21 protein-coding genes and 1 tRNA gene are annotated in these 24,435 nt (G+C 55.7%); 5 read left to right on the top strand and 17 right to left on the bottom strand.

Annotated elements, in window-relative coordinates:
* Positions 1–11 precede the first annotated feature (11 nt).
* The 5 genes from LG204_RS11495 to LG204_RS11475 all read right to left on the bottom strand — a co-directional run bounded on the left by LG204_RS11495 (position 12) and on the right by LG204_RS11475 (position 4,799).
* Positions 12–1,130, bottom strand: coding sequence for an efflux RND transporter periplasmic adaptor subunit (locus LG204_RS11495; RefSeq protein WP_230337397.1), 1,119 nt, complete (start codon positions 1,128–1,130; stop codon positions 12–14).
* A 1-nt stretch (position 1,131) separates the two neighbouring features.
* The gene (locus tag LG204_RS11490; protein WP_230337396.1) at positions 1,132–2,418 is read right to left on the bottom strand and encodes a TolC family protein; all 1,287 of its coding nucleotides are present in this window, start codon (positions 2,416–2,418) and stop codon (positions 1,132–1,134) included.
* A 226-nt stretch (positions 2,419–2,644) separates the two neighbouring features.
* Entirely contained in the window at positions 2,645–3,166 is a 522-nt protein-coding gene (locus LG204_RS11485) for a Smr/MutS family protein (protein WP_230337892.1), read from the bottom strand.
* A 164-nt stretch (positions 3,167–3,330) separates the two neighbouring features.
* Complete coding sequence (gene trxB / locus LG204_RS11480; RefSeq protein ID WP_230337395.1) at positions 3,331–4,281, bottom strand: thioredoxin-disulfide reductase; 951 nt, start codon at positions 4,279–4,281, stop codon at positions 3,331–3,333.
* A gap of 53 nt (positions 4,282–4,334) precedes the next feature.
* A complete protein-coding gene (locus tag LG204_RS11475; protein WP_013442045.1) occupies positions 4,335–4,799 on the bottom strand; it encodes a Dps family protein in 465 nt (154 codons plus the stop codon).
* Positions 4,800–5,041: 242 nt separating this feature from the next.
* Between LG204_RS11475 and LG204_RS11465 the strand changes: the two genes are divergently transcribed.
* Genes LG204_RS11465 through serS form a run of 4 tightly spaced genes read left to right on the top strand, consistent with a single transcriptional unit; the run spans position 5,042 to position 10,646 of the window.
* Positions 5,042–7,345: a DNA translocase FtsK gene (locus tag LG204_RS11465; RefSeq protein WP_407664215.1), complete on the top strand. Its 2,304-nt coding sequence runs from the start codon at positions 5,042–5,044 to the stop codon at positions 7,343–7,345.
* Positions 7,346–7,348: 3 nt separating this feature from the next.
* Positions 7,349–7,978: an outer membrane lipoprotein chaperone LolA gene (gene lolA / locus LG204_RS11460; protein ID WP_230337394.1), complete on the top strand. Its 630-nt coding sequence runs from the start codon at positions 7,349–7,351 to the stop codon at positions 7,976–7,978.
* Between the two features lie 22 nt (positions 7,979–8,000).
* A complete protein-coding gene (locus LG204_RS11455) occupies positions 8,001–9,323 on the top strand; it encodes a replication-associated recombination protein A (RefSeq protein WP_230337393.1) in 1,323 nt (440 codons plus the stop codon).
* A 33-nt stretch (positions 9,324–9,356) separates the two neighbouring features.
* Positions 9,357–10,646, top strand: coding sequence for a serine--tRNA ligase (gene serS, locus LG204_RS11450; protein WP_230337392.1), 1,290 nt, complete (start codon positions 9,357–9,359; stop codon positions 10,644–10,646).
* Between the two features lie 169 nt (positions 10,647–10,815).
* Here serS and LG204_RS11445 read toward each other — a convergent pair whose 3' ends face one another.
* From LG204_RS11445 to LG204_RS11390, 12 genes are all read right to left on the bottom strand, one after another.
* A complete protein-coding gene (locus tag LG204_RS11445; RefSeq protein WP_230337391.1) occupies positions 10,816–12,570 on the bottom strand; it encodes a cation:proton antiporter in 1,755 nt (584 codons plus the stop codon).
* 22 nt (positions 12,571–12,592) lie between these two features.
* Positions 12,593–14,020, bottom strand: coding sequence for a membrane-bound lytic murein transglycosylase MltF (gene mltF / locus LG204_RS11440; RefSeq protein ID WP_230337390.1), 1,428 nt, complete (start codon positions 14,018–14,020; stop codon positions 12,593–12,595).
* Between the two features lie 66 nt (positions 14,021–14,086).
* Positions 14,087–14,638, bottom strand: a complete 552-nt coding sequence (locus tag LG204_RS11435; protein ID WP_230337389.1) for a DUF4357 domain-containing protein — start codon at positions 14,636–14,638, stop codon at positions 14,087–14,089.
* Between the two features lie 32 nt (positions 14,639–14,670).
* A complete protein-coding gene (locus tag LG204_RS11430; RefSeq protein WP_230337388.1) occupies positions 14,671–15,585 on the bottom strand; it encodes a hypothetical protein in 915 nt (304 codons plus the stop codon).
* A gap of 232 nt (positions 15,586–15,817) precedes the next feature.
* Positions 15,818–15,907: transfer RNA gene (locus LG204_RS11425), tRNA-Ser, on the bottom strand.
* 167 nt (positions 15,908–16,074) lie between these two features.
* Entirely contained in the window at positions 16,075–17,148 is a 1,074-nt protein-coding gene (locus tag LG204_RS11420; protein WP_230337387.1) for a GNAT family N-acetyltransferase, read from the bottom strand.
* A gap of 4 nt (positions 17,149–17,152) precedes the next feature.
* Complete coding sequence (locus LG204_RS11415; protein WP_230337386.1) at positions 17,153–18,388, bottom strand: beta-ketoacyl-[acyl-carrier-protein] synthase family protein; 1,236 nt, start codon at positions 18,386–18,388, stop codon at positions 17,153–17,155.
* A gap of 5 nt (positions 18,389–18,393) precedes the next feature.
* Positions 18,394–18,654, bottom strand: a complete 261-nt coding sequence (locus tag LG204_RS11410; protein WP_230337385.1) for an acyl carrier protein — start codon at positions 18,652–18,654, stop codon at positions 18,394–18,396.
* Positions 18,655–18,670: 16 nt separating this feature from the next.
* Complete coding sequence (locus LG204_RS11405; protein ID WP_230337384.1) at positions 18,671–19,504, bottom strand: alpha/beta hydrolase; 834 nt, start codon at positions 19,502–19,504, stop codon at positions 18,671–18,673.
* A 71-nt stretch (positions 19,505–19,575) separates the two neighbouring features.
* Positions 19,576–20,949, bottom strand: a complete 1,374-nt coding sequence (locus LG204_RS11400) for an aspartate aminotransferase family protein (RefSeq protein ID WP_230337383.1) — start codon at positions 20,947–20,949, stop codon at positions 19,576–19,578.
* An 11-nt stretch (positions 20,950–20,960) separates the two neighbouring features.
* A complete protein-coding gene (locus tag LG204_RS11395; RefSeq protein WP_230337382.1) occupies positions 20,961–21,638 on the bottom strand; it encodes an MtnX-like HAD-IB family phosphatase in 678 nt (225 codons plus the stop codon).
* A gap of 309 nt (positions 21,639–21,947) precedes the next feature.
* Positions 21,948–23,819 carry an autotransporter domain-containing protein gene (locus LG204_RS11390; RefSeq protein ID WP_230337381.1) on the bottom strand — a complete coding sequence of 624 codons (1,872 nt, stop codon included), beginning with the start codon at positions 23,817–23,819 and terminating at the stop codon, positions 21,948–21,950.
* A 186-nt stretch (positions 23,820–24,005) separates the two neighbouring features.
* Here LG204_RS11390 and LG204_RS11385 point away from each other — a divergent pair, with 186 nt between their 5' ends.
* Entirely contained in the window at positions 24,006–24,422 is a 417-nt protein-coding gene (locus LG204_RS11385; protein ID WP_230337380.1) for a surface-adhesin E family protein, read from the top strand.
* Positions 24,423–24,435 lie beyond the last annotated feature (13 nt).

The following is a 24,435-nucleotide window of genomic DNA, read 5'->3' as shown; positions in this document are numbered from 1 at the left end:
GTGGGATCGCCTTATTTGCCTGCGGCCAGCTCGGAATTGAGCAGAATGGCACCCGAGGTCACCACACGCTCGCCCAATGCCAGGCCGCTTTTGACGGTGGCAAAGTCGCGGGCTTGTGTGGCCAGCTCTACGCGGCGTTTTTGCAGATGACCGGGGGATGTCTCCACAAACACATAGCTATACAAGCCCTCGGTGATGAGCGCGCTGTTAGGCAGGCGAATGACCTTATCTTGTGAGCTTTGCAATGGGGTGATACGGGCATACATCTCAGGCTTGAGGCGGCCCTTGCCATCTACACTGCAACGCACCTGGATGCGGCGGGTGGCTGGGTCCACCATGCCACCGATGGTCAATACGCGACCGCTGAATGTTTCGCCAGGATAAGCATCCACCTCAATCGTCAGCGCTTGCCCTACAGATACCTTGGACAAGTCACGCTCCGGCAGATCAATCGATGCCCACAGGGAGTTCGGATCGCTGATGATGAACAGGGGACTGGCAGCATCCGGACGTACTTGGCTGCCGGGGTTGATCTGACGATCCACAATCATGCCGTTGATCGGGCTGCGCAAGCTGAAGCTCTCGCCATTCACACTGCCGTGGGTGCCTAGGTTGCTCAGCATGGCCGATGTGCGGGCGGCTTCTGCCTGCGATTCGGCCATGTCGGCCTGGCTGTTTTCAAATTCCTTGCGGGCAATGACGCCACCTTCCAGCAAGAGGCGGCTGCGTTCCAGCGCCTGTTTCTTGAGTTGCAAGTCGGCTTGCGCCTTACGGTGATCCGCCAAGGCGGTGCCCAAATCGGGGGAATCGAGCACCGCCAGTGCCTGCCCGGACTTCACACTATCACCGAGCTGCGCGCTGATGCTGACCACGCGGCCGATGACGGGGGAACTGATGCGTACAGTATGGTTTTCATCAAAGGCAATCTTGCCGTTCAGTGGCTCGCTGGCAGGCGCGGGGATCGCGGTGACAGCTTCCATTTTCAGGCTGGAGAACTGGGTTGACCCTGGTTTCAACACCACCTCCTGTGAGGCAGGGGCAGGGGGGGCGCTACGCGGCTTGTCGGCGGCCCATCCAGGAGATGCGACGCTGAGGCAGATCAGGCTGAGAGAGATAATGCTGCGGTTCATGTTACGGAGCTTCCTGTGGTTGGGTGGCTGCCTGCCAGGCAGCCAGGGATTTTGCATAGTCAGCGCGCGCATTGGCGGCGTCCAGTTGCAAGGTTCGGTAAACACGGCGTGCATCCAGCAGATCGGTCACGCCCATGGCGCCATGCTGATAGGCAAATTCGGCGGCATCGGCAGCGGTCTTGGCTTCAGCCAGCATTTGCTCATCGTAGCGACGCACCTTGTCGATGGCGGCATTGAGATCAGCACGGGCACGTGAGATTTCACCCAGGGCAATGGCCTGGGTTTGCTGCCGGGCTTCCTCGGCGGTTGTCAGGTTGACCTCGGCCCTGGCGATTTCGCCCTGGTATTGGTAATTGGTAAACAGCGGGATGCTGACGGCTGCACCTACCGTATTGCGGCTGTCGTCTGGGTAATGTTCATATTGCACCCCCACGGTAATGTCACGCGTCTGCAGCGACTCGGCAAGCTTGCGCGCTTCCATGGCTTGGGCGGTGCGGGCGGCGGCGGCCTGGATATCGGCACGCTGGTCCAGCAATGTCACATCGGTATTCTGGGTATCTGGCGCACTGGTCAGCGTAGGCCATTCATCGGTCAGGCGCAGGCTGGAGGCATTTCTTTCCTGCCCTATCATGTACGCCAGGATGGCTTGTGCCTTCTCGCGATCCGCCTGGGCTTGGCGGACATCGTTTTTGGCACGCAAGGCATCTACCCGAATACGGGCAACATCCGTCGCCGATATATCGCCAGCTTTGAGGCGTAGCTCGGCGGATTGCAATACCTTGTCAAAAATGGCCTGGTTTTCCTGCTGCAGGAGCTCGGCTTGCTGGGCGAGCAGGAGATCGTAATAACTCGAGCGCAGGTTGAGGGTTTGCTGGCGCATGCTGTCTTGCAGATCAAACCGGGAGGCCTTGATAGCGTCTTCGGCCACGGCGGTGCGCAGCTCCCGTTTGCCGCCGCGTTCTATCAGCTGGTCAACCCGCACAATGCTGTCCAGGGTTTTATCCTGCAGGCCGCCATTGCCATTGCTGCCATGCAGTTTGAAATTGGTACTGCTGAGGCTGAGCACTGGGTTGGGTTTCTGACCGGCACTGAGTTTGTCGGCTTGCGAACCTTCCAGCGCGCGGCGGGCAAAGAGGACTTCGCGATTATTGGCCTGCAGCAGTCGCTCGGCTTGAGAGAGGCTCAAATGTTGCAAATCGGATGGTTGTAAGTCTGATAACGCGTCCGCATGGGCAATCGATGCCAAGCCTAGCGTGCAAAGCAGCAATACGATGTAGCGGTGTTTCATGGGCACTTTCCTGCAGCTATTCGAAAGGTCAAATTTTGCCACCTGTTTATGATGGCATGGTGCGCATGCTAAGCACCCAACCTTATGGTTTGCTTACAACTGAAAAATACTTTTAAACATGTGAAAAACCCTCAGCGGTTGGCTATATGCCTTGGTCTGAGTTGAGGGCCTCATTGCGATATGTGAATGCTCTGAAGATTTGGGGCAGAACGCTCTGGCTGAGAAATCAAGCCTTGAGCAATACAATCACGGCACCGCTGCCGCCATCGGTGGCGCGTGCCTGGGCATAGGCAAGCACTTCGTCCTTTTGCATCAGCCAGTTGCGCAGCTTGTGCTTGAGCACGGGCTCGCGGTTGCGCGACCCCAGCCCTTTGCCATGCACAATGCGCACGCAACGTATGCCGCGTTTCTTGCAGTCCGCGAGAAACTCCGCCACATAAAGCCGGGCTTCATCCACCACCAGACCATGCAGATCAATACCTGCCTGCACCACCCAGTGGCCGCGTCGTAGCTTACTGAGGATGGCTGGTGACTGGCCTTCACGAAGGTACAAAAGCTCTTCGCCGCTCTCGAGTTCGTGAGCGGGGATGTAGTGATCGCTGAGCGAGTCCATCAGGGCTTGACGCTCATCGCGAATGAATTGCTTGGGGATGGGTTTGGGGCGTGGCGGTGTAAACGCAACCTTGGACGATTGCAGGGGACGAGCACCTTTCACTGCCTCGCGAAAAAGCAGCTCATCTTCGTCCAATGGGTCATGCTCTGGTTTGTCAGTCACGAAAATTTACCAGTTAAGCAACTGAATCAGTTAAACAATAGCCGCTTTAATGCTCAAGCAGCAACATCGCAAACAAAAACGCACGGCAGGGCGTTTGCCTATTGCCGTGCGCGCATGCTGGCTTCCGCCACGATGCCTTACTTCAGTTGATCCAGGTAGCGCTCGGCATCCAGAGCCGCCATACAACCGCTACCCGCGCTGGTCACGGCCTGACGATAGATATGATCCTGTACATCGCCTGCTGCAAATACGCCGGGCACACTGGTGGCCGTAGCATTGCCATTGCGACCTGCCTTGGTGACGATGTAACCGCCTTCCATTTCCAGCTGATCGGCAAAGATGTCGGTGTTGGGCTTGTGACCAATCGCAATGAACACGCCTTGCAAAGGAATATCCTTGGTGGCGCCGGTTTCATTGTTCTTGATGCGCATGCCAGTCACACCGCTATCATCGCCCAGCACTTCTTCCAGCACGGAATGCAGTTCCAGCACGATCTTGCCTTCTTTCACGCGCTCCATGACCTTGTCCACCAGAATGGCTTCGGCTTTGAACTTGTCGCGTCTGTGCACCAGCGTTACCTTGCTGGCGATATTGGCGAGATAAAGAGCCTCTTCCACGGCGGTGTTGCCACCACCGATAACGGCCACTTCCTGATTGCGATAGAAAAAACCGTCACACGTGGCGCAGGCAGAAACCCCTTTGCCGGAGAATTTTTCTTCAGAGGGCAAGCCCAGATACTGTGCCGAAGCACCCGTGGCAATGATCAAGGCATCACAGGTGTATTCGCCGGAATCACCGATCAGCCGGATAGGCTTTTCGGTGAGCTTGGCGGTATGAATGTGATCAAAGATCATTTCCGTATTGAAACGCTCGGCATGCTTCTGAAAACGCGCCATCAGCTCGGGGCCTTGCACGCCATCAGCATCCGCGGGCCAGTTGTCCACCTCGGTCGTGGTCATCAGCTGGCCACCCTGGGCGATCCCCGTGACCAGCACGGGTTTCAGGTTGGCGCGCGCCGCGTAAACGGCGGCTGAGTAGCCCGCTGGGCCAGAGCCCAGAATGAGCAGGTGGGCGTGTTTTGTTGCCATGATGTTAAGACTCCTGAGTACGATTTTTCTATAGGTCGATATTGCGATAAGGCTTATTTTTCCAGCAGGCTGCGCAGCATCCATGCGGTTTTTTCGTGCAACTGCAGGCGCTGGGTCAGCAGGTCTGCACTGGCTTCGTCCGATGCTTTTTCCACGACCGGGAAAATGGAGCGGGCAGTGCGGACCACGGTTTCGTGGCCAGCGACCAGTTCGCGGATCATGTCCTGCGCATTAGGCACGCCATCGGTTTCCTTGATGGAAGTCAGCTTGGCGAAGTCCTTGTAGGTGCCCGGTGCGTAGACATCCAGTGAGCGAATGCGCTCGGCGACCAGATCTACCGCCAGCCACAATTCGTTATATTGTTCCTCGAACATCAAATGCAAGGTGCGGAATTGCGGACCTGTGACGTTCCAGTGGAAGAAATGGGTTTTGAGGTAGAGGGTGTAAGTATCTGCCAGAAAACGGGAGAGGCCTTCAGCGATCTTTTTGCGATCTTTTTCGTTGATGCCAATATCCATGAGGTTTATCCATCCTTTTCTTTTGTTGTGGTTAACGTTATGCCAGACAATTTTTATGTATGGTAGGTTCTCGAAATTAATAGTGCAAATTGATTCTGTAAATTTGCCTGATAAGTATCGCTAAGCGGTGCGTGAGGAATGCGAGCAGTACCAGCCATAGCTGATATAATTCGCTCGTTGTTCATATAATAACCGTTAACGATTTATTGTTGCTTAACCATTGTCCGGATAGCCTGATCATCTTGTTCTTCCAGAAAAAAAATCTTCCATTAAACAGCAAGCGCGAGACGCCCCGTCCGGAGACCTCTGGTATCGTCAAGGAGGCCTGGTGGCTTGGACTCGTGGTTGTCGGCCTCTATCTCACCATTATCCTGGTGACTTACCAGCGCGATGACCCTTCCTGGTCACACACCGCCAGTGATGCCGCGGTGACTCATAACGCAGGTGGCACGGTGGGCGCCTGGCTGTCGGATATCCTGCTTTATCTGTTTGGTTTCTCGGCGTGGTGGCTGGCGGTGTTTGCCTTTTATGCCATTTGGCTGGTGTATTTGCGCCTGGAAGTTGTCGCGGCCAGCCGCAAACCATTGCTGCTCCTCAATTTTATTGGTTTTGGTTTGTTGCTTGTGGCGTCTGCAAGCTTGGAGTTTGGACATGTTGCGACCCTGCCAGCACAGCTGCCGCAGGGCCCTGGCGGTATGCTTGGTACCGTCGTCGATGGCTTGTTGCGCGGCATGCTCGGCTTTGCGGGCTCGACCATGGCGCTGCTGCTCATGATGGCGGTCGGCTTCAGCCTGTTTACCGGCTGGTCGTGGATCATGATGACGGAAAAGCTGGGTGGCGCCCTGGAGTGGGCGTATGCCTATGTGCGCAACAAATGGCAGGACCGGCAGGACCGCAAGCTGGGCAAGGTGGCCGAGCAGCTGCGTACCGAATTTGTTGATAACCAGCGCAAGCGCACCGAAGATCGGCCGCCTATCCAGATTCAGGCGCCCGCACTGGAGATTCCCAAGAGCGACCGTATTGAAAAAGAGCGCCAGTCGCCCTTGTTTGAAACCTTGCCGGATTCACCCTTGCCACCATTGCATTTGCTGGATGAGCCCAGTGGCGTGGTGGAAGTGCAATCTGCCGAAACCCTGGAATTCACCTCGCGCCTAATCGAGCGCAAGCTGATGGACTTCGGTATTGAGGTCAAGGTGATTGCAGCCTTGCCCGGCCCGGTGATTACCCGGTATGAAATCGACCCTGCCGCTGGCGTCAAGGGCAGCCAGGTGGCCAATCTCTCCAAGGATCTGGCACGCGCCTTGTCGGTGATCAGCGTGCGCGTGGTGGAAACCATCCCCGGCAAAACCTATATGGGCCTGGAGATTCCGAATCCCAAACGTCAGGTGGTGTTCCTGTCCGAGATTCTCGGCTCGCAGGTGTATGCCGACATGAATTCGCCGCTGGCCATCGCCATGGGCAAGGATATCTCCGGCAAGCCGGTGGTGGCTGATCTTGCCAAGATGCCGCACGTGCTGGTCGCGGGTACGACTGGTTCGGGTAAGTCCGTCGCCATCAATGCCATGATTCTGAGCCTGCTTTACAAGGCTGAGCCCAGCAAGGTGCGCCTGATTCTGATTGACCCCAAGATGCTGGAACTGTCCGTGTATGACGGTATTCCGCATTTGCTGGCGCCGGTGATTACCGACATGCGCCAGGCAGGCAATGCGCTGAACTGGGGCGTAGCCGAGATGGAGCGGCGCTACAAGCTGATGTCGGTGCTGGGCGTGCGTAACCTCGCAGGCTACAACCAGAAAGTCCGCGATGCCGCCAAAGATGGCAAGAGCATTCCACATCCATTCACGCTCACGCCAGATAGCCCCGAGCCGCTGGAAGAGCTGCCGGTGATTGTCGTCATCATCGACGAACTGGCCGATCTGATGATGGTCGTAGGCAAGAAGGTGGAAGAGCCGATTGCCCGTCTGGCGCAGAAAGCCCGTGCCTGCGGCATCCACCTGGTCGTGGCGACGCAGCGTCCGTCAGTCGATGTGATTACCGGCCTGATCAAGGCCAATATCCCCACCCGGGTTGCCTTCCAGGTATCCAGCAAGATCGACTCGCGTACCATTCTTGACCAGATGGGCGCCGAAGCCTTGCTGGGGCAGGGTGACATGCTGTATCAACCGCCTGGTACCAGCGATCCGCAGCGCGTGCATGGTGCGTTTGTGTCCGATCAGGAAGTGCATCGCGTGGTCGAGCACATCAAGACTCTGGGCGAGCCCAACTATATTGAAGGCATCCTCACCGGTGCCACCGAAGAAGGTGGCGAAGCTGGCGAGAGTGCTGAAGGTGGCGGCGGTGGTGAAGCTGATCCGCTGTACGATGAGGCCGTGGCGATTGTGCTCAAGTCGCGTCGTGCCTCCATTTCCTCGGTGCAGCGCCAGTTGCGCATAGGCTACAACCGCGCTGCCCGCCTGATTGAAGATATGGAACGTGCGGGCCTGGTCTCTGCCATGCAGAGCAACGGTAACCGTGAAGTTTTAGCCCCTAACAGCCATAGCGAGTAACTGATGCGATTTTTTCTGAAGACCCTTCTGCTGGCTTTCTCCAGCGCCAGCATGCTGGCCCCCGCTTTGGCACAGGCCGATGGCCCCGAGCGGCTCAAGGCCTTTTACCAGAATACGGTAGGGCTTAAGGCGCAATTCAAGCAGACCGTCTCCGATGCACAAGGCCGCAAGGTGCAGGAAGTCACTGGCGACATGCAATTGCAGCGCCCCGGCAAGTTTCGCTGGGATTACCAGAAGCCTTATGTGCAGCAGATCGTCGGCGATGGCCAAAAGGTCTGGCTGTATGACCCCGAGCTGAATCAGGTGACCGTGCGCTCGCTGAGCAAGGCGATAGGCTCCAGCCCGGCTGCCATGCTGGCCGGCAGCAAGGAAATGGAAAAAAGCTTTGCCCTGCAGGATGGCGGCAACCAGAGCGGGCTGGAATGGGTGAAGGCCACGCCACGCGAAAAAGAAAGCGGCTTCGAGCAGATCATGATCGGCTTCAAGGGCGATCAACTGGCGCAGATGGAATTGCTGGATAGCTTTGGTCACCGCACGCTCATCGAGTTCAGCCAGATTGAGCGCAACCCCACACTGGCCGCACAGGCGTTTCGTTTTGTGCCGCCTGCCGGTGCGGACGTCGTAGGCGAATAGCCTTTTCCCTGCGGACACTGTTTTGAGCGATCTTTTTCAGCCGAATACCCCCGATGCCCCCTTAGCCGAGCGTTTGCGCCCAGCCACGCTGGATGATGTGGTCGGCCAAAAGCATCTGCTGGGTGAGGGCAAGCCGCTGCGGCTGGCGTTCCAGTCCGGCAAGCTGCCTTCGATGATTTTGTGGGGGCCGCCGGGCGTCGGCAAAACCACGCTGGCACGCCTGATTGCCAATACGGCCGATGCTGAATTCATTCCTCTGTCGGCGGTGCTTTCTGGCATCAAGGATATCCGTGAAGCCGTTGAACGCGCCCAGCACACCTTGCAGCAATCCGGCCGCCGCACCATTCTGTTTGTCGATGAGGTGCATCGCTTCAACAAAGGCCAGCAGGATGCATTTTTGCCGTTTGTTGAAAGTGGCCTGATCACCTTTATCGGCGCCACGACTGAAAACCCATCGTTTGAAGTCAACAGCGCTTTGCTGAGCCGGGCGCGCGTGTTTGTGCTGCAAGCCTTGTCCGAAGCGGACCTTGCCGAACTGCTGGAACGTGCCCGCGCCAATATGGCCCCCGATATGGTGCTGAGCGATGAGGTGAAAGAGCAGGTGCTGGCTTATGCTGATGGTGATGCGCGCCGCCTGCTCAATTTTGTCGAAGGTTTGTTCAATGCGGCGTTGACCAGTGGTCTGACCGAGATCAATGCCGAGTTTTTGCAAAGCACCATGGCGAGCAAGCTGCGCCGCTTTGATAAGGGCGGCGAAGCGTTTTACGACCAGATATCCGCCTTGCATAAATCGGTGCGCGGCTCCAACCCTGATGCGGCGTTGTACTGGTTTCTGCGCATGATTGATGGCGGGGCCGACCCGCTTTACCTGGGCCGCCGCCTGATTCGCATGGCGGTGGAAGACATCGGCATTGCCGACCCCCGTGCGCAGACCATGACGCTAGAAGCCTGCCAGATATACGAGCGGCTGGGCTCGCCCGAGGGTGAGCTGGCATTGTCGAATGCGGTGATCTACTGCGCCGTGGCACCCAAGAGCAACGCCGCCTATATGGCCTATAATCAGGCCAAAGCCTTTGTCGCGCAGGATAAATCGCGCAATGTGCCCTTGCACCTGCGCAACGCGCCGACCAAGCTGATGAAAGAGCTGGATTACGGCAAGGAATACCGCTACGCGCACAACGAGCCGGATGCCTATGCTGCGGGCGAACAGTATTTCCCCGATGATCTTGAGGCCATTCAGTTTTACGTGCCCACGCCGCGCGGACTCGAAGGCAAGATTGCCGAAAAAATGGCAAGGCTGCGCGAGCTGGATGCGCAAGCCCTGCGTGCCCCCAAGAAGAAATAAACTATCAAGCAGAAATAACGATCAGGAAGCCTTATGTTAGACATACAACAATTACGCAATGAACTGGATACCGTGGTGAGCCGCCTGGCGAGCCGTGGCTTTGCGCTGGATACCGCCAGATTTGAAGCGTTGGAGAGTGATCGCAAGCTTGTGCAGACGCGCACGCAGGATTTGCAGGCCAAGCGCAACGCCACTTCCAAGCAGATCGGCATTGCCAAGTCCAAGGGCGAAGATGTCAGCAGCATCATGGCTGAAGTGGCCGGGCTGGGCGAGCAGCTCAAGGCGGATGAAGAGCGCCTGGGCGTGATTCAAGCCGAGCTGCAGCAGTTTCTGCTCAATATCCCCAATCTGCCGCACGCCAGCGTGCCACAGGGCAAGTCGGAAGAAGACAACGTGGAAGTGCGCAAGGTCGGCACGCCACGCAGTTTTGACTTCGAGATCAAGGACCACACTGATGTTGGCATGCCGCTGGGGCTGGATTTTGATACTGGTGCCAAGCTGGCAGGTGCCCGCTTTACGCTGATGCGCGGCCAGATCGCGCGCCTGCACCGTGCGCTTGCCCAGTTCATGCTGGATACGCAAACCGAGCGCCACGGCTACACCGAGTGCTACACGCCGTATATTGTGAATGCCGACAGCCTGCGCGGTACCGGCCAGCTGCCCAAGTTCGAGGCTGATCTGTTTGCCGCGCAAAAAGGCGGACAAGAAGGCGAGGGCGAAGCGCTGTACCTGATCCCGACCTCGGAAGTGACCCTGACCAACACCGTGCGCGACGAGATTCTTGCGGCGGAAAGCCTGCCAGTGAAACTCACTGCGCATACGCCATGTTTCCGCTCCGAGGCAGGCTCGTATGGCCGCGACACACGCGGCATGATACGCCAGCACCAGTTCGACAAAGTGGAAATGGTGCAAATTGTGCATCCGGAAAAAAGCTACGAGGCACTGGAAGAGATGGTCGGCCACGCTGAGCATGTTCTGCAGGCGCTGGGCCTGCCGTATCGCGTGGTGTCTTTGTGCACTGGCGACATGGGCTTCGGCGCCGCCAAGACCTACGATCTGGAAGTCTGGCTGCCCGCACAGAATACCTACCGCGAGATTTCATCCGTATCCAACTGCGAGGCCTTCCAGGCGCGCCGTTTGCAAGCGCGTTTCCGCAATGAAGGCGGCAAGCCCGAGCTGGTGCATACCCTGAATGGCTCCGGTTTGGCCGTGGGCCGCACCCTGGTCGCCGTGCTGGAAAACTATCAAGAGGCTGATGGCAGTGTGGTGGTGCCCGAGGTGTTGCGGGCTTACATGGGCGGTCTGGAACGATTGGGCGCATAAGGCCGGCATGGGGAGCGTGGCAAGCTTGGGCTGATACCAGGCTGGCGATAACTCTCAACGCCAAATAAAAAACCACCGGATCAGGTGGTTTTTTTATGCGCAGAATAGCGCTTGTTGTTTGGTCGGGCATGGCAGTGCAGTGCTCCAAGCCTTACCCGCTTTTTAATGGCTAGTGCTCGTCTTTCTTCTGGTTCAGCGTCTCCAGCAGCGAGATTTGCAGCAGGTAATGCATGCGCACAAACCAGCGGCGCAGAATAATGAACAGCAAGCCCACAATCACCGCCACGGCCAATGTCAGCTTCAGGCTGGGGATCAGCGGCCAGCTCAGCATCAATAGCAGGATGGTCATGAAAGCAAGCGAGATGGCCGGTATGCCGCGTGAGATGATGCGCCGGACTTTATCAGCCTGCGCGCTGGCCAGCGTCTGCGTGGCATGGTCAGCCAGCAGCAGGCTGAACGCTTGCAGCTTGCGAAAAGCAGCAATCAGAAAAGGCGCTGAAAGCAGCAGGGTGCTGCCCCAGATCAGCGATTTTTTCAAATCGATTTCTCCGGCCCAGGCGGGCAAGTGCAAGAGCGGGCTCGCCAGCAAATGGCGCCCCGCAACAAACAGCGCCGCCACCAGACATACATTCACGAATATCTGCAATATGAGTTTGCGATAGAGGCTGGCGAGCAATGCCCGGTCTTCGGCGTTGCCTTCGCCTTGCAGCCAGCCTTGGTACCAGTCAAAAAAGCGGGCGATCTTGCCAGGAACCCGTTGCGTCAACCGATTGGAAAGCGGGTCAGCCGCGCGGATAAGGTAAGGCGTCAGTAGTGTGGTGACCACCGATGTGGCCACGGCAATCGGATACAGAAAATGGCTGGTGACATTCAGCGTGAGGCCAAGCGTGGCAATAATGAAGGAGAATTCGCCGATCTGCGCCAGCCCCATGCCCACGCGCAATGAAGTGCGGCCATCGTTGCCAGCCAGCAGGGTGCCGGTGCCGCAGGAGATGATTTTGCCGAGGATGACGGCTGCTGAAATCACCATGATGGGCACGGCATACTCGACGATGGCGTTGGGGTCCAGCATCAGGCCGATGGTGACGAAAAAGATGGCGCTGAACATATCGCGCACCGGCTCAATCAGCCGTTCGATGGCGCGTATCTGCTTGGCTTCGGCCATAATGGCGCCGATCATGAACGCGCCCAGGGCGATGCTGTAATCCATTTTAATTACCAGCAGGCAAAAGCCAAACAGCAGGCCCAACACGCTCACCAGCAGGGTTTCATGCCGCTTGAACGAAGCCACATAATCCAGCAGGCGCGGCACTACCAGGATGCCTACCACCAGCGACACCACCATAAACAGCACCAGCTTGCCTATGGTGCCCACTGCCTCGCCCGTGCTGACGGTGCCCGTAGCCGCCATGCCGGAGAGCAGGGCGATGATGCCGATGGCGAGAATATCTTCCACGATCAGAATGCCGAAAATCAGCTGCGCAAAGCGTTCCCGCTTCATGCCCAGCTCTTCCAGAGCCTTGACGATAATAGTGGTCGACGAGATCGCTAGCATGGCACCCAGAAAAATCGAGTCCATGACTTTCCAGCCAAAATACTGGCCGATTTCATAGCCTATGCACACCATCACCACAATCTCGGTAATGGCTGCCACAAAGGCCGTGGCGCCCACCTTTTGCAGCTTGCGCAGGTTGAATTCCAGCCCCAGCGAAAACATCAGAAAGACAATACCCAGCTCGGCCAGGGTTTCCACCGTCTCCTGGTTATGAATCAGAGGCCATGGCGGCGTATGCGGCCCGATGATGAGCCCGGCGAGGATATAACCCAGCACCACCGGCTGCTTGATGCGCTGGAAGACGACCGTCACAAACCCCGCCACCAGCATGATGACAGCGAGATCCTGAATGAAAGAGAGTGCGTGCATGGTTACTCTGACTGGTCGAACATTACGGTACAGGTTGGTAGGGCGCTATCCCCGTTGTCATGCCCGCATTCACCAGATTGAAATCCGGCAACACTGGCTGATGCTTGGGTTCGTAGCGCTCCAGAATCTTGTGATACGTGCGGATGGACTCCACAAACACCACCGGCGCACCGCCGCTGGCATAGCCATATTTTAGCGTGGAGTAATGCTCTGCACGATTAAGCAAGGGCAGCGTTTTTTTCACATCCGCCCAGCTATCCGGGTTTAGCTTCAGGCGCTTGGTCAAAATGCGCGCATCTTCCAGGTGGGCAAAGCCGATGTTGTACGCCGCCAGCGCCAGCCAGGTGCGGTCCGGATCCTGTATGCGCTCCGGCAGCATGTCTTTCAGCATCACAATGTAGCGCGCGCCACCCAAAATGCTTTGCCGCGCATCCAGCCGGTCAGTTACGCCCAGGCGGTCCGCTGTGTCTTCGGTGAGCATCATCATGCCGCGCACATTGGTGGGTGACGTGTTGAACCTATCCCAATGCGACTCCTGATAACTCACCCCCGCCAGCAAACGCCAATCCAGCCCGGTGATTTCCTGCGCCTGCTTGAAAAGCCCCACATACTGCGGCAGTACATTGCGCGTGCGCACCAGAAAGTTTGTCACGTCCATGGGGTTCAGCCGCTCGCTATGTCCGTAATACCGGTCAATCAGGTTGCGCAGCCGCCCATCTTTCTTGATCTTCTCCATAAACACATTTGCCCGCTGGTAAATCCAGCTCTGCCCGCGTTTGGGGAACGCCCAAGCCACCTGCTCCGGTTTGCCGACACTCATGCCATCCGCCAGGTTGGGGTAGTAATTCTTGAGCATATTCGCCAGATGCGAATCCGCCACCGTGAAATCGAGCGAGCCATCCGCCACCTGTTCCATCAGCTCATCCGCACTGGCTCTCTTCAGCTCCTCCCATTGCAGGGCAGGCGCACGCTCCTTCAGCTCACGCAGGCGCTCGGCATAGCTTGTTCCCGCAGGCACCGCAATACGTTTGCCGATAAGGTCTTTGATGGTTCTTGGCGGCTTGCTTTGCGAATCGTTGTAGATGACTTTTTGCTGGGTGGTTTGGTAGGGCACACTGAACTTCACCAGATGCTGGCGCAGCTTGGTAATACTCAAATCCGCCGCCGCAAAATGCGCCTGCCCCTTCACCAGGGTAGGGATCACCTGCGAAATATTCCCCACCACCAAAAACTTCGCGCTGTACTCCGGCCCCAGATCCTTCATAAACATCTGCACCAGATCATACTCAAACCCCGCGTTCTGGTTCTCGCCATCTACATAATAGGTATTCGGCCCGTTGTGCGTTACCACAATCAACGCTTTGGTAAGCGGCCTGTGGGCGGGGCTGTCGCCAGATTGCTCGCAGGCCGAGCAAAGAAGGGCCAGCAGTATGGTCAGGAATTTGCGCATCGGCCCAAGTTTCGCCAAGTTTTTAGGGTTTGTCCAGTTGGAAAGTTGAGCCGGTGAAGAAAGAAGTTAGTCTATTTCAGCTTTTGGAGTAAGGTTCACAAGTTGCTGGTCTTGCCAGTCTGCATAAGATTGGCCAGTGCTCTCAATGCGCCACGAGGTTCGGCCGTTTGCGTTTCGACCATAAATAACGGCAGCTGCAGCGCTAGGGCTATCAAACGCATAATCCTCGGCAAAAGTCAGCTGTCCATCGGCATCATGAATAAGCACTTTGGTAGCAACTAATCGATCGTATAAACCTTTATAGTTTCCGGTGTTGGTTGTGATCCATTCGCCGCGCGTTTTAGAACCGCTCATGACCACAAATAGCCCATCAATCTCCTGTCCATACGCCTTAACCCCCAGCTTGCCGCTCTCAATGGTAAAACGTGGAGAACTTATCGAACCAGGTGTGCTGCTAATATTTTGTTCCACCAATGGGGAAGAGGGGCGAGGGGATTCGCGCAAAAAGTCGAAACCGAGCACGGGGAGCACAATGCGGATCTGGTCCATAAAGAAAGCCATGTCCGCCTTGTCAGACTCCGGCAGGTTGCCATAATCATGGGCGGTTCCATTCATCATGATGCACCGCTTGAGGTCACCGGCCACTTTAATTAATGCACTTTCAGTACAGATTTATTTCGCAGCTCGTAATATTTGATAACAGCCAGTGCGGTGAATGTTTTGCCCAAGCCTACGCTATCCGCCAGGATGCAGCCGTTGTATGTTTCCAGCTTGTTGATGATGCCTGTGGCGGCATCACGCTGATAGTTGAAGAGCTTCTGCCATACAAGCGTTTCTTGATAGCCAGTCCGATCATTCGGCAATACATCTTCACTGATGTCTTCAAGAAACTCATTAAAAATGTTGTAGAGCATCAGGAAGTAGATGCGCTCAGGAGAGTTTTCCTGGTAGACCGATGCGATGTGCTCGCATATCTGCGCAGTCACGTCCTCGAGTTTCTCTTCATCGCTCCAGATTTGATCGAAGAGATTGAGGTACTGTGCCGTAACCGTCGGTTCGTCCATGCGGTGGACAAAATTGGATACGGCATTGCCTCGTTGATATCCCAGATCAACTGCAGTAAAGCCATGCAGAGGAACGTACGCGACCCTGGCTTCGTCAGCTTGAACGCCCGCAAAGTGCTGCATGGGAGACTTGGTTTTGTTTGAGCGAAATGTCGTCTTGCGCCTTAGCCAGTCAGCGCATTCCTTTGCGACAGCTCGTTGGGTGAGCTTATTGCGAAGCTGGATTTCAAACTCACTGCCATAGAGGCTGCGTTCGCGATCAAGCTTTGGTATGTGAAACTCTCGATGCTCACGCCGTAATTTATCTGTGACTTCATCAGGTACGAAAGCGGGTGAGGTGAAGATAAACTCGACCGACTCGATTTGCTCCAGCTCAGCTTTGAGAGCCTCGTAGGCGTACATCGAGAAGCACGAGGCTGCAACTTTCAACCGCGCGCCTGGAGTAAGTGATTTCTTTAAATCGTCGCCCAGTAATCGGTTGATGTTGTCAATTAGTTCCATTTTAGTTATTTGCTTTTTTGTGAGCTATTTTCGGATCAGCTTTTAAAGTGGAGCATCATAATTCCCTATCAAAAGGAATATAACTAACAATCGAAGGCAGCGCTACATTCCAGACTGGATTGCAGATCTTTTAATACATGAAAAAAGGATAAAGCTGAGGCGAGTTAACCCAACTCTTTCTTGGCATTTGCCGCCAAGAGTGCTTGTTTGATAGGAGGATGTTGAGGTGTTCTGGCGGAGAGGGAGGGATTCGAACCCTCGATACGCTTGCACGTATGCCTGATTTCGAGTCAGGTACATTCAACCACTCTGCCACCTCTCCGCGACTCGGTTGCTGGATTGCCCAGCTAATGAGGGCGCTATTCTACCATTATCGGCTTTTGATGCTGTACTTTTTGTGGGGCACTCGCTTGCGGGCCAGGCAGGGTGTGTTGCTGAAACAACCCTCTACCATGGCCCCATCACTATCCTGGTTCACCAGCCTTGCGATCAGGCCAGCTTGAGCAGGGTGTGTGTGTCGTGCAGCTTGGCGGGCATGGTGTTGCGAGTGTGGTATACCTCGCGGCTGCTTTGGTAGGTGTGAAAGCCATCGCGTATGCACATCTCGATGTTGTGTATCCAGCTTAAGCAATCAATATGGTGCTGGGCATTGGCGGCTGGGTTGATGCCGATGTATTTGTCCAGCACGACACCTTGATGATGCAGCAGGAGGTTGAAGGCGATGAGGGTGTTTTGCTTGAAATACAGCACAAAGCGCGTTTGCTCGGGCATGAGACCAGCGACGTACTCAAAGAATTTCTTGGTCAGTAGCTCGGATTGCGACTGTTGGCCTGCGTGGGATTCAAGGTAAAGATTGTAGATGTCGTCCAGATGCGGCGGTATGCCTTGGTGCTCTTCTATGCGAATGTCGCGGGCTGTGCTGAGTTTTTGCTGGATGTCCGTGCGTAGCTTTGCGCTCAGGCTGGCCAGGTAGTCTTGCACAGAGCCATGCGTGATTTTGTTGATGGCGAGCGGCATGCTGGGCAGGGCGTTGTAGCCCAGGTCTTTGAGCGCTGGGCCATATAGCTGGTAATCCGCGTCTTTGACATCCTTGAAGGCGATCAAGGTGGCGTTTTCTTTTTTGGCAATGGTGGCCAGCGTGCGGTTCAGCACCTGAATCAGTGCGGGGTCGAAAGGGTACTCGCGGCTGATGGCGAGCTTGCAGGAGTCCGTGACCGGCGAGCCTACGCACAGCATCTTGATGGTCATGAGGCTGGGCAGTTGCTCTTTTACCTGCGAGAGGATGTTTTGCATGGTGCCTTTGAGGCTGCTTTCGAGCGCATATTGCGTGACGAAGTAGGGCGCGATGCAGAGCAGCACCTGGTTTTTGCGAATGCCGATGTAGCCGGTTTTGAAGCCGGGGGTGTGGCCGGTATCAAAAGCCAGATGCAGGCGATAGCCCTCAATGTCGTCCTGCAGCAGGGCTTTCCAGTTTTCTTCGAGGAACTTGGCGGCGCTGAAGCCGGTTTCGACCTCAAAGGCGGAAAGGGTGTCGGGCTGGTAATGGCTTAAATCAGGTTGCATGGCGTTAGCTCTTTTTCAGGATGATGACGCCACCGGTGCCGCCAAAAGCAAACGAATTGCTCATGGCGTACCGCACTTGCTCTGGTGTGGCGTGGTTGGCGACATAGTGGAGGTCACATTCGGGGTCGGGCTGCTGCAGGTGCATGGTGGGCGGGAGCAATTGCGCTTGCAGGGCCAGCGTGGTGGCCACCAGCTCAACCGCACCTGCGGCGCCCATGAGGTGACCATGCATGGACTTGGTGGAGCTGACCGCGAGTTGGTAAGCGTGGGGGCCGAATACCTGCTTGATGGCGGCGGTTTCGGTGGCGTCATTCAGCGGCGTGCCGGTGCCATGCGCATTGATGTAGTCAATCTGCTCCGGCGCCAGCCCGGCATTATCCAGCGCGGCCTGCATAGCGCGTGCTTGACCAGCGACGGAGGGCTGCGTGATATGGCTGGCGTCGTTGGCGGTGCCGTAGCCTGCGATTTCGGCATGGATGGTGGTGCCGCGCGCCATGGCGGAGTCGTAGCTTTCCAGCACAAACATGGCACAACCTTCGCCCAGCACCAGCCCGCTGCGGTCAGCCGAGAATGGTTTGCAGGAGGCGGCCGGGTTTTGTTCATCTACCTTTGCCAGCGTGCGCAATGCTTCCCAGGCTTTGATGGTGCCGTAGGTGAGCAGCGCTTCGCTACCGCCGGCCAGCATGTAATCGCAGTGTCCGTAAGCTATCTGGCGGCTCGCTTCACCAATGGCAATGGCAGACGATGAGCACGCGGTGGTGTAGGTGAGGTTGGGGCCACCAAGACCGTAATGCATGGCAATGTGCGAGGCGGCGGCGTTGTTCATCGCCATCAGCACGGTAAACGGTTTGAGGCGGCTTTGGCCTTCTTTAAAAAGCCGGTGGTAGCCTTCTTCGGTGGAGGCCGCACCGCCCATGCCGGTGCCGAGGTAACAGCCGGTTTTGTCGGTGGCTATGCTGTCAGCGTCCAGCCCGGCATTGTCCAGTGCCTGCTGGGTGGCATAGAGCGCAAACTGGCTCACACGATCAAGCACGGTCAGCTCTTTTTTGGAAAAGTGCTGGGTGCCATCAAAGTCGGCGCTGGCGGCGATGTTGATTTCCAGCTGATCGCTGAAGTCGGTCTCCAGACGTTTGATGCCTGATACGCCTTGCATCAGGTTCAGCCCAAATGTCTCTACGGTATTGCCCAGCGGCGAGACGATGCCCATGCCGGTAATGACGACGCGACGGGTGTTTGCCATGATGCTTACTTCTGCACCTGCAGGCTGGGCGCTTGTTCCTGCAGCAGCTGGTCCAGCAAGTTTGCTACATCCTGCACGGTTTTGATTTCTTCTTTGGGCGTGGGCACTTTGATGCCGAATGTATCTTCCGCCTCAAAAATGATGTCAAAGGTGTCGAGCGAATCCAGCCCGAGGTCGGTCAGTACGCTATCCGGTGTAATCGTCGATTTGTCGATTTCGAGTTTTTCGGCGATCAGCGTTCTGACGGTTTCAAAGGTGTTTTCCATGATGGTCCTTATCGGTTCAGTGAGCGAGGGCAAGGCAAAACTCGGCGCTGCGCTTCGCAACGTCGTCCTTGCGTTTGTCCAGGGTTAATACGTGGTAGGTATTGCTGATATACATGGTCTGGATATCGCGCGAGCCCAGGCGCTTTTCCACATAATAGGCGTTTTTGATGCTTGCCATGTCATCCTCGGTGGAGTGCACGATCAGCACTGGTGATACCACTTCCGCCAGCTGTTTTTTGGCCTGGCGGATCAGGCGCACGCTTTCCAGAATCACCGTGGCGGGGGTTTTGAAATAGCCGATTTTTTCGGAGGTCTGGGCATCCTTGTTATTCAGAATCGCCGCTACCAGCGCCCGGGTGCGCTCGCACTTGATGCCGTAGGGCGCGGTTTCTTCCCAATGCACCACATGCTTGAGCGGGGTATACAACACGATGGGTAGCAGGAAGCGTTGTTTGAATGGCGGCATGTTCCAGCCGTCATAAAACAGCGTGACCGATAGCAGAATGACGCCCGCGACGGCCTCTTTATAGCGGGCCGCCACCAGCAGCGCGATGAGGGCGCCCATGGAAAGCCCGGCAATAAACACCTTGCGGTAGCGCTTGCGCATTTCCAGAAACACCACCTCGATCGAGTGGACCCAATCAAGCCAGGTGGTGGCTTTCAGGGTTTTTATCGAGGCGCAGTGCCCGGCCAGCACCGGGCATACGGCGGTGAGGCCTTTGCGGGCGAGCACTTTGCCGTAGTGCTTCATCTCAGCGGGAGTGCCAGTAAGGCCATGCACCAGCAGCACGGCGTCCTGCCCTTTGCCTTCGATAAAGCCGTTTTCACCGATCAATTGCTCAAGACTCATGCTGCATTGACTCCGGCGAAGGTGCTGGCGGTGGTTGGCATGGCGCAATGCATGTGGCGGCCGCGCTGCACTTATTCGGCTCCGCAACGATGCAGCAACTGCTCGAACAGCTGAATGCCGAGGTCGATTTCTTCCTCGGTAATCAGGAGAGATGGCGCCAGGGTAATGACGTTTTTCTCGTAGCCGCCAATATCCAGCACCAAGCCATAGCGCTTGCCCTCTACCATCAGATCGCCCTTCAGGCCTTCGTTGAACATGCGGTCGGCAAGGGCGCGACTGGCGGTAAAGCCATCTTTCTCACACAGCTCGATACGCAGCGCCAGGCCCATGCCGCTGACATCGCCCACCACTTTCCAGCGCGCCTTGAGCTCATGCAGGCGCTTGAGGAAATACGCGCCGCGTTGCCGTACATGCGGCTCAAAGTCAGCCTCCTGCGTCATCTTCAATACTTCCAGCGCCACCGAGGTGCCGAGCGGGTTGGAAGCAAACGTGGAGTGGGTGGAGCCAGGCGGGAATTTCTCGGGGGAGATCAATTCCTCACGTGCCCAGATGCCGGAGAGTGGATTCAGGCCATTGGTAATGGCTTTGCCGAATACAAAGATGTCGGGAACGATGTCGAAGTTTTCCCACGACCACAGTTTGCCGGTGCGATAGACGCCCATCTGAATTTCATCCGCCACCAGCAGCACATTGCGTTTCTTCAGCGATTCCTGCAGCTTTTTCATGTAGCCCTCAGGCGGGATGATATAACCGCCAGTACCTTGCATGGGCTCGATGTAAAAGGCGCCGAATTCGCACTGCTGGGCTTTTTCATCCCACACCGACTGGTATTCGGTATCAAACAGTTTTTCAAATTCCTTGTGGCAATAGGTGTCGCAGCTTTCCACTTTCAGGTCATACGGGCAGCGGAAGCAGTAAGGGTAGGGCACGAAGTGCGCGCGGTCGGCAAAGTTGCCAAAGCGGCGGCGATAGCGATAGCTGGAGGTAATGGCCGAGGCGCCCAGGGTGCGGCCGTGATAGCCGCCCATGAAAGCAAACTGGTGGGTTTTGCCAGTATGGTTGCGCACAACCTTGAGCGAATCTTCAATCGCCTGCGCACCACCCACATTGAAATGCACCCGGCCTTTAACGCCGTATTTGTCTTCCATGTATTTGCATACGATTTCGGCAAGCTCGACTTTCTCGCGGTGCAGATACTGGCTGGCGAGTTGAGGCAGCGTATCAATCTGCTTTTTCAGGGTGTCGGCAATGCGTTTGTTCTTGTAGCCAAAGTTGACGGCGGAGTACCACATCTGCCAATCGAGATAGGGCGTGCCCCGCTCATCAAACAAAAAGCTGCCGTCACAGCCCTCGAAGACTTTAGGCGGATCGGCATAGTTGACCGTGTCGCCGTGCGAGCAGTATTTGCTGTTTTTATCCAGGATTTCGATGATCTTGGTTTCCATGATTGCCGTATTTATCCTTTAACGTGAATGGCGGTTGGGAATGCGTTGTGCTCCAGCGGCCAGGTACGAAGGGCCTCCAGAACGTCCTTGAAAGTGGAGAAAGGGTGATAGGGGATATCCTGCTGCTGACAGTAATCAATCAGCTTGCCCTTGGCGAAAACCACATCGGCTTGCCGCGCAATGCAGGCATCCGATTTGCCATCGCCGATCAGGATCACCGGGCCGCCCGAGATGGCGGACTGCTCACGGGCAATGGCACATTTGCAATTGCCGTTGCCGCCCTGGCAATCAGCCCGACGATTAGGAAAGCGGATGGCGATGCCGTTGGGCACAAACTCGAGATGATTGGAAAATACCTGCACCGCAGGAAACGCCGACTGGCGGAACGCCATGTGGATGGCATGATCGATACCATCACTGGCGACAATGACCTCGCCAAAGCGCGAGGCATATTCATAAAAAGGCACAAAGCCCTGGTCCAGCTCGATCTGCCTGAAAAAAGCATCCAGCGCATCGCGGTCACCGCGCACCATGGCGATCTGCCGTGACATGCACTCCACGGCATCTATTTCGCCGCGTAACCAGGATTGCTCGATCTCCTCCCAGCTGGCTGGGGCGAATTTTTCCAGCAAGGCATCGATCGTGTCCTTCTTCGAGATCGTGCCGTCAAAATCAACAATAAACAGCATTATTCAGGCGTCCGTTTGATATTCGTTATGCGAAGGCCATGCACTTGCATATCTGCAGAACCATCGCCAGCCTGCTGATTTGAATGCGCTTTTTTGCGTATTAAATGGCGATCAGGCTTTGCTATGGAAGCTAGTTTGATGCGGTATGCTTACTTGAGCCTTACGGCGGTTATTCAGCATGAGCAGGAGGAATAAGCTGGAAGAAGTGGCGATTAAAGTGAAAAAAGCATAAGCGCCTATTGGGCGATTATGCTTTTGATATATCTGCGGATGACGCATGGAGTGCGCCATCTGCATGTTATGAATGTCTTAGAAAATCCAACGATAGCTACCATACAGCCATGCATTAGGGGTGCTACCTTCAGTGCTTCCATTTAATGTAATGGAAGCACGCCCTGGACCGGCTGCCCCTTCGGCGCCTACGTAGGCTCGCAACCAGTTTTGCTGATAGGCAATGCCGGGTAACTCGAAACTTTGTAACCCAATGATCTGGCCCGAGGCTGTGGAGCCCTCAGTCTCCATACGATGCACAGCTTCGATACGCGCAAGCAGGGTAAAGCGATCATTCATTCGATGTGTAGCATCCAATCCCAGGCGCAGTTGCGTTGAGTCGTCTTTGCGTTTATCCCAGCGGATGGGAAATCCACCTCCATGTTCTGTGTAGCCTTCCATATCGCTACGCGAGTAGGTCAGGCTGGTATAGGGTGTGAAGGATGTGTTTTGGAGGATAAATGCATTTTGCCAGTCGAGGCGCAGGCGAAGTGCCGCCTGCCTGACATCGGACGAGCCAGCTGAAGAAGCTACTTGTCCACCATTGAGGTAGTTGCGGCGTATATCCGCATTTCCTTCGTTGTAATAAGCACTTAAGGTGGAGTAGAGGGGGGAGTTAGGCAACCTGAAGGTTAATTCCGGAATCACATAGATACCCCGCAACGAAGTTTTGCCATCCCATGCCGTATTGTTGGCAGTGTAGGTAGTACCCAGGGCTATTTTGAACGTCGCGTTATTCGTCAGCCCCCTTGCATAGCTTGCTTCACCCACCCCCATATTGCCGTCTGCTTCTTTATGATCTTGCCGTCCAATATCGCCAGCAATGCCAAAGCTTTGGGCGTCCTTGTTTAGCAGGTTCTGAATCGGGCTACCATGTGCGCCGTGCATGACGAGGTCTGACTGATAGTTCGCCAGCGTGGGCAGCAATATGGCGGTATCGCCTATCGTTTTTGAATAATCCGTTGTGTCGATGATCCCATCCGTGGCACGGGCAATATAGCCATCGCCGTTACTAAGCTTGCCCACTACGACGGTACCATCTTCATTTGTGGCGGTGGTGGAGGCGACGGATATGCCGCCAAGATTGACATTGCTACCCTTGTCGATGAGCCACTGCTCGATGGTTTGCATGCCAACGGCGCTCGTCCAGCGAAATCCTCTTGAAGCATTTGTATTGCTATTGATGCTATCGCCAACGACTACGTTGCCATCGCCAGAAATGCCGGTGGACATCGAGATGTCATCGCCTGACAGCAGTCCCAAGCTGACCATGCCGGTGGATTGGGTCCAGCGAAATGCCCGGCTTACATCCATGGCATTCCCATCAAAGGCCCTGCCTACAATTACGCTACCATCTGCCGATACGCCATTGGCAGCAGAGTAACTGCCATTATTTAAACGACCGAGGTCGGTGATGGTATTGGTGCCTGACCAAAAAACAGCGGTGATATACCCCGTTTGATTGTTGTAATTCCAACCCACAATCCGGCTGCCATCGGCGGATATGGCGTTGGCGGCGGCCTGATCTCCTGCATTCAAGAATGCTAACCCTACCATTCCGGTGGATGATGACCAGCGAAAAGCCTGCTGTCCGCCTGATGCATCAGTAGCTCCACCTACCACGATACTGCCATCGCGAGATATTCCATTAGCGAACGAACTTCCACCGCTGACAAGACTGCCAAGGTAGGTGATGCCACCAGACGAGCTCCTGATGAACGCTTTGGCCGTCCCGGCAGTATCAGTACCGGTTAAAACATCGCCGTTGCCAGAAACCGATGAAGGAAGCTTTGAATTAATGAGGTCGCTTATATCGATATCGGCACTGCAGCTTGAGGGAAAGCTGGCAAGTCTGATCCCGATCAGTAATAAAAAAAGAGGGTGTTTTTTTAAGTGTCCGCAGAATGTCATATGTTTTTCATCGTGAGGGTTTCCTTTCTAATGTAGCTTTAACTTAATATGGCTGATATCTCCCTAAGGTGCAGGCCTCAGGGTTTGAGGCTCACAATGGACTATCATGGGATTGCACGTTTTTAAGAGAGATAAATCGTGGTTTTGAGGCCTGTAGACTAGAAAAAAGTTGGATGAAATAGTGATATGAATAAAGATAATTGGAAGCTGCTTGTTGTAATACTGACAATGTTTACGGGCATGGCACATGCGGCTGATTGGGAGTCCATCGCCAAGACGGGGGCGAGTGAGCTGTGGGTGGATACGGATTCGTATGCCGATGACGATGTGTATTCGTCGATATGGACCAAGACACTGTACAAGCCTGCGCTACAGCTGCCGGGTGCTGCGGCGGGTACCAAGTACGTGGAAAAGCGGGCGCGGTTTGAGTTTGATTGTGTAAAACATGCCTTCCGCTTGCGCGAGTTCATGTATTACGGTGCCAAGGGCGAGCTATTGAACAAGGGCAAGGGTGAGGATGCGTTTTTACCGGTGGCGCCGCAGTCTGCTGGTTACAAGGTGGGCACGCTGACGTGTCAGGTGAGGCGCATGGTGCGGCCTTGATCAGCCGGGCTTG

The sequence above is a fragment of the Methylovorus menthalis genome, from assembly GCF_020523625.1.
Taxonomy (GTDB): Bacteria; Pseudomonadota; Gammaproteobacteria; order Burkholderiales; family Methylophilaceae; genus Methylovorus; species Methylovorus menthalis.
The sequence above is the reverse complement of the archived record's forward strand: the minus strand, read 5'-3'. Positions and strand labels throughout refer to the sequence as shown.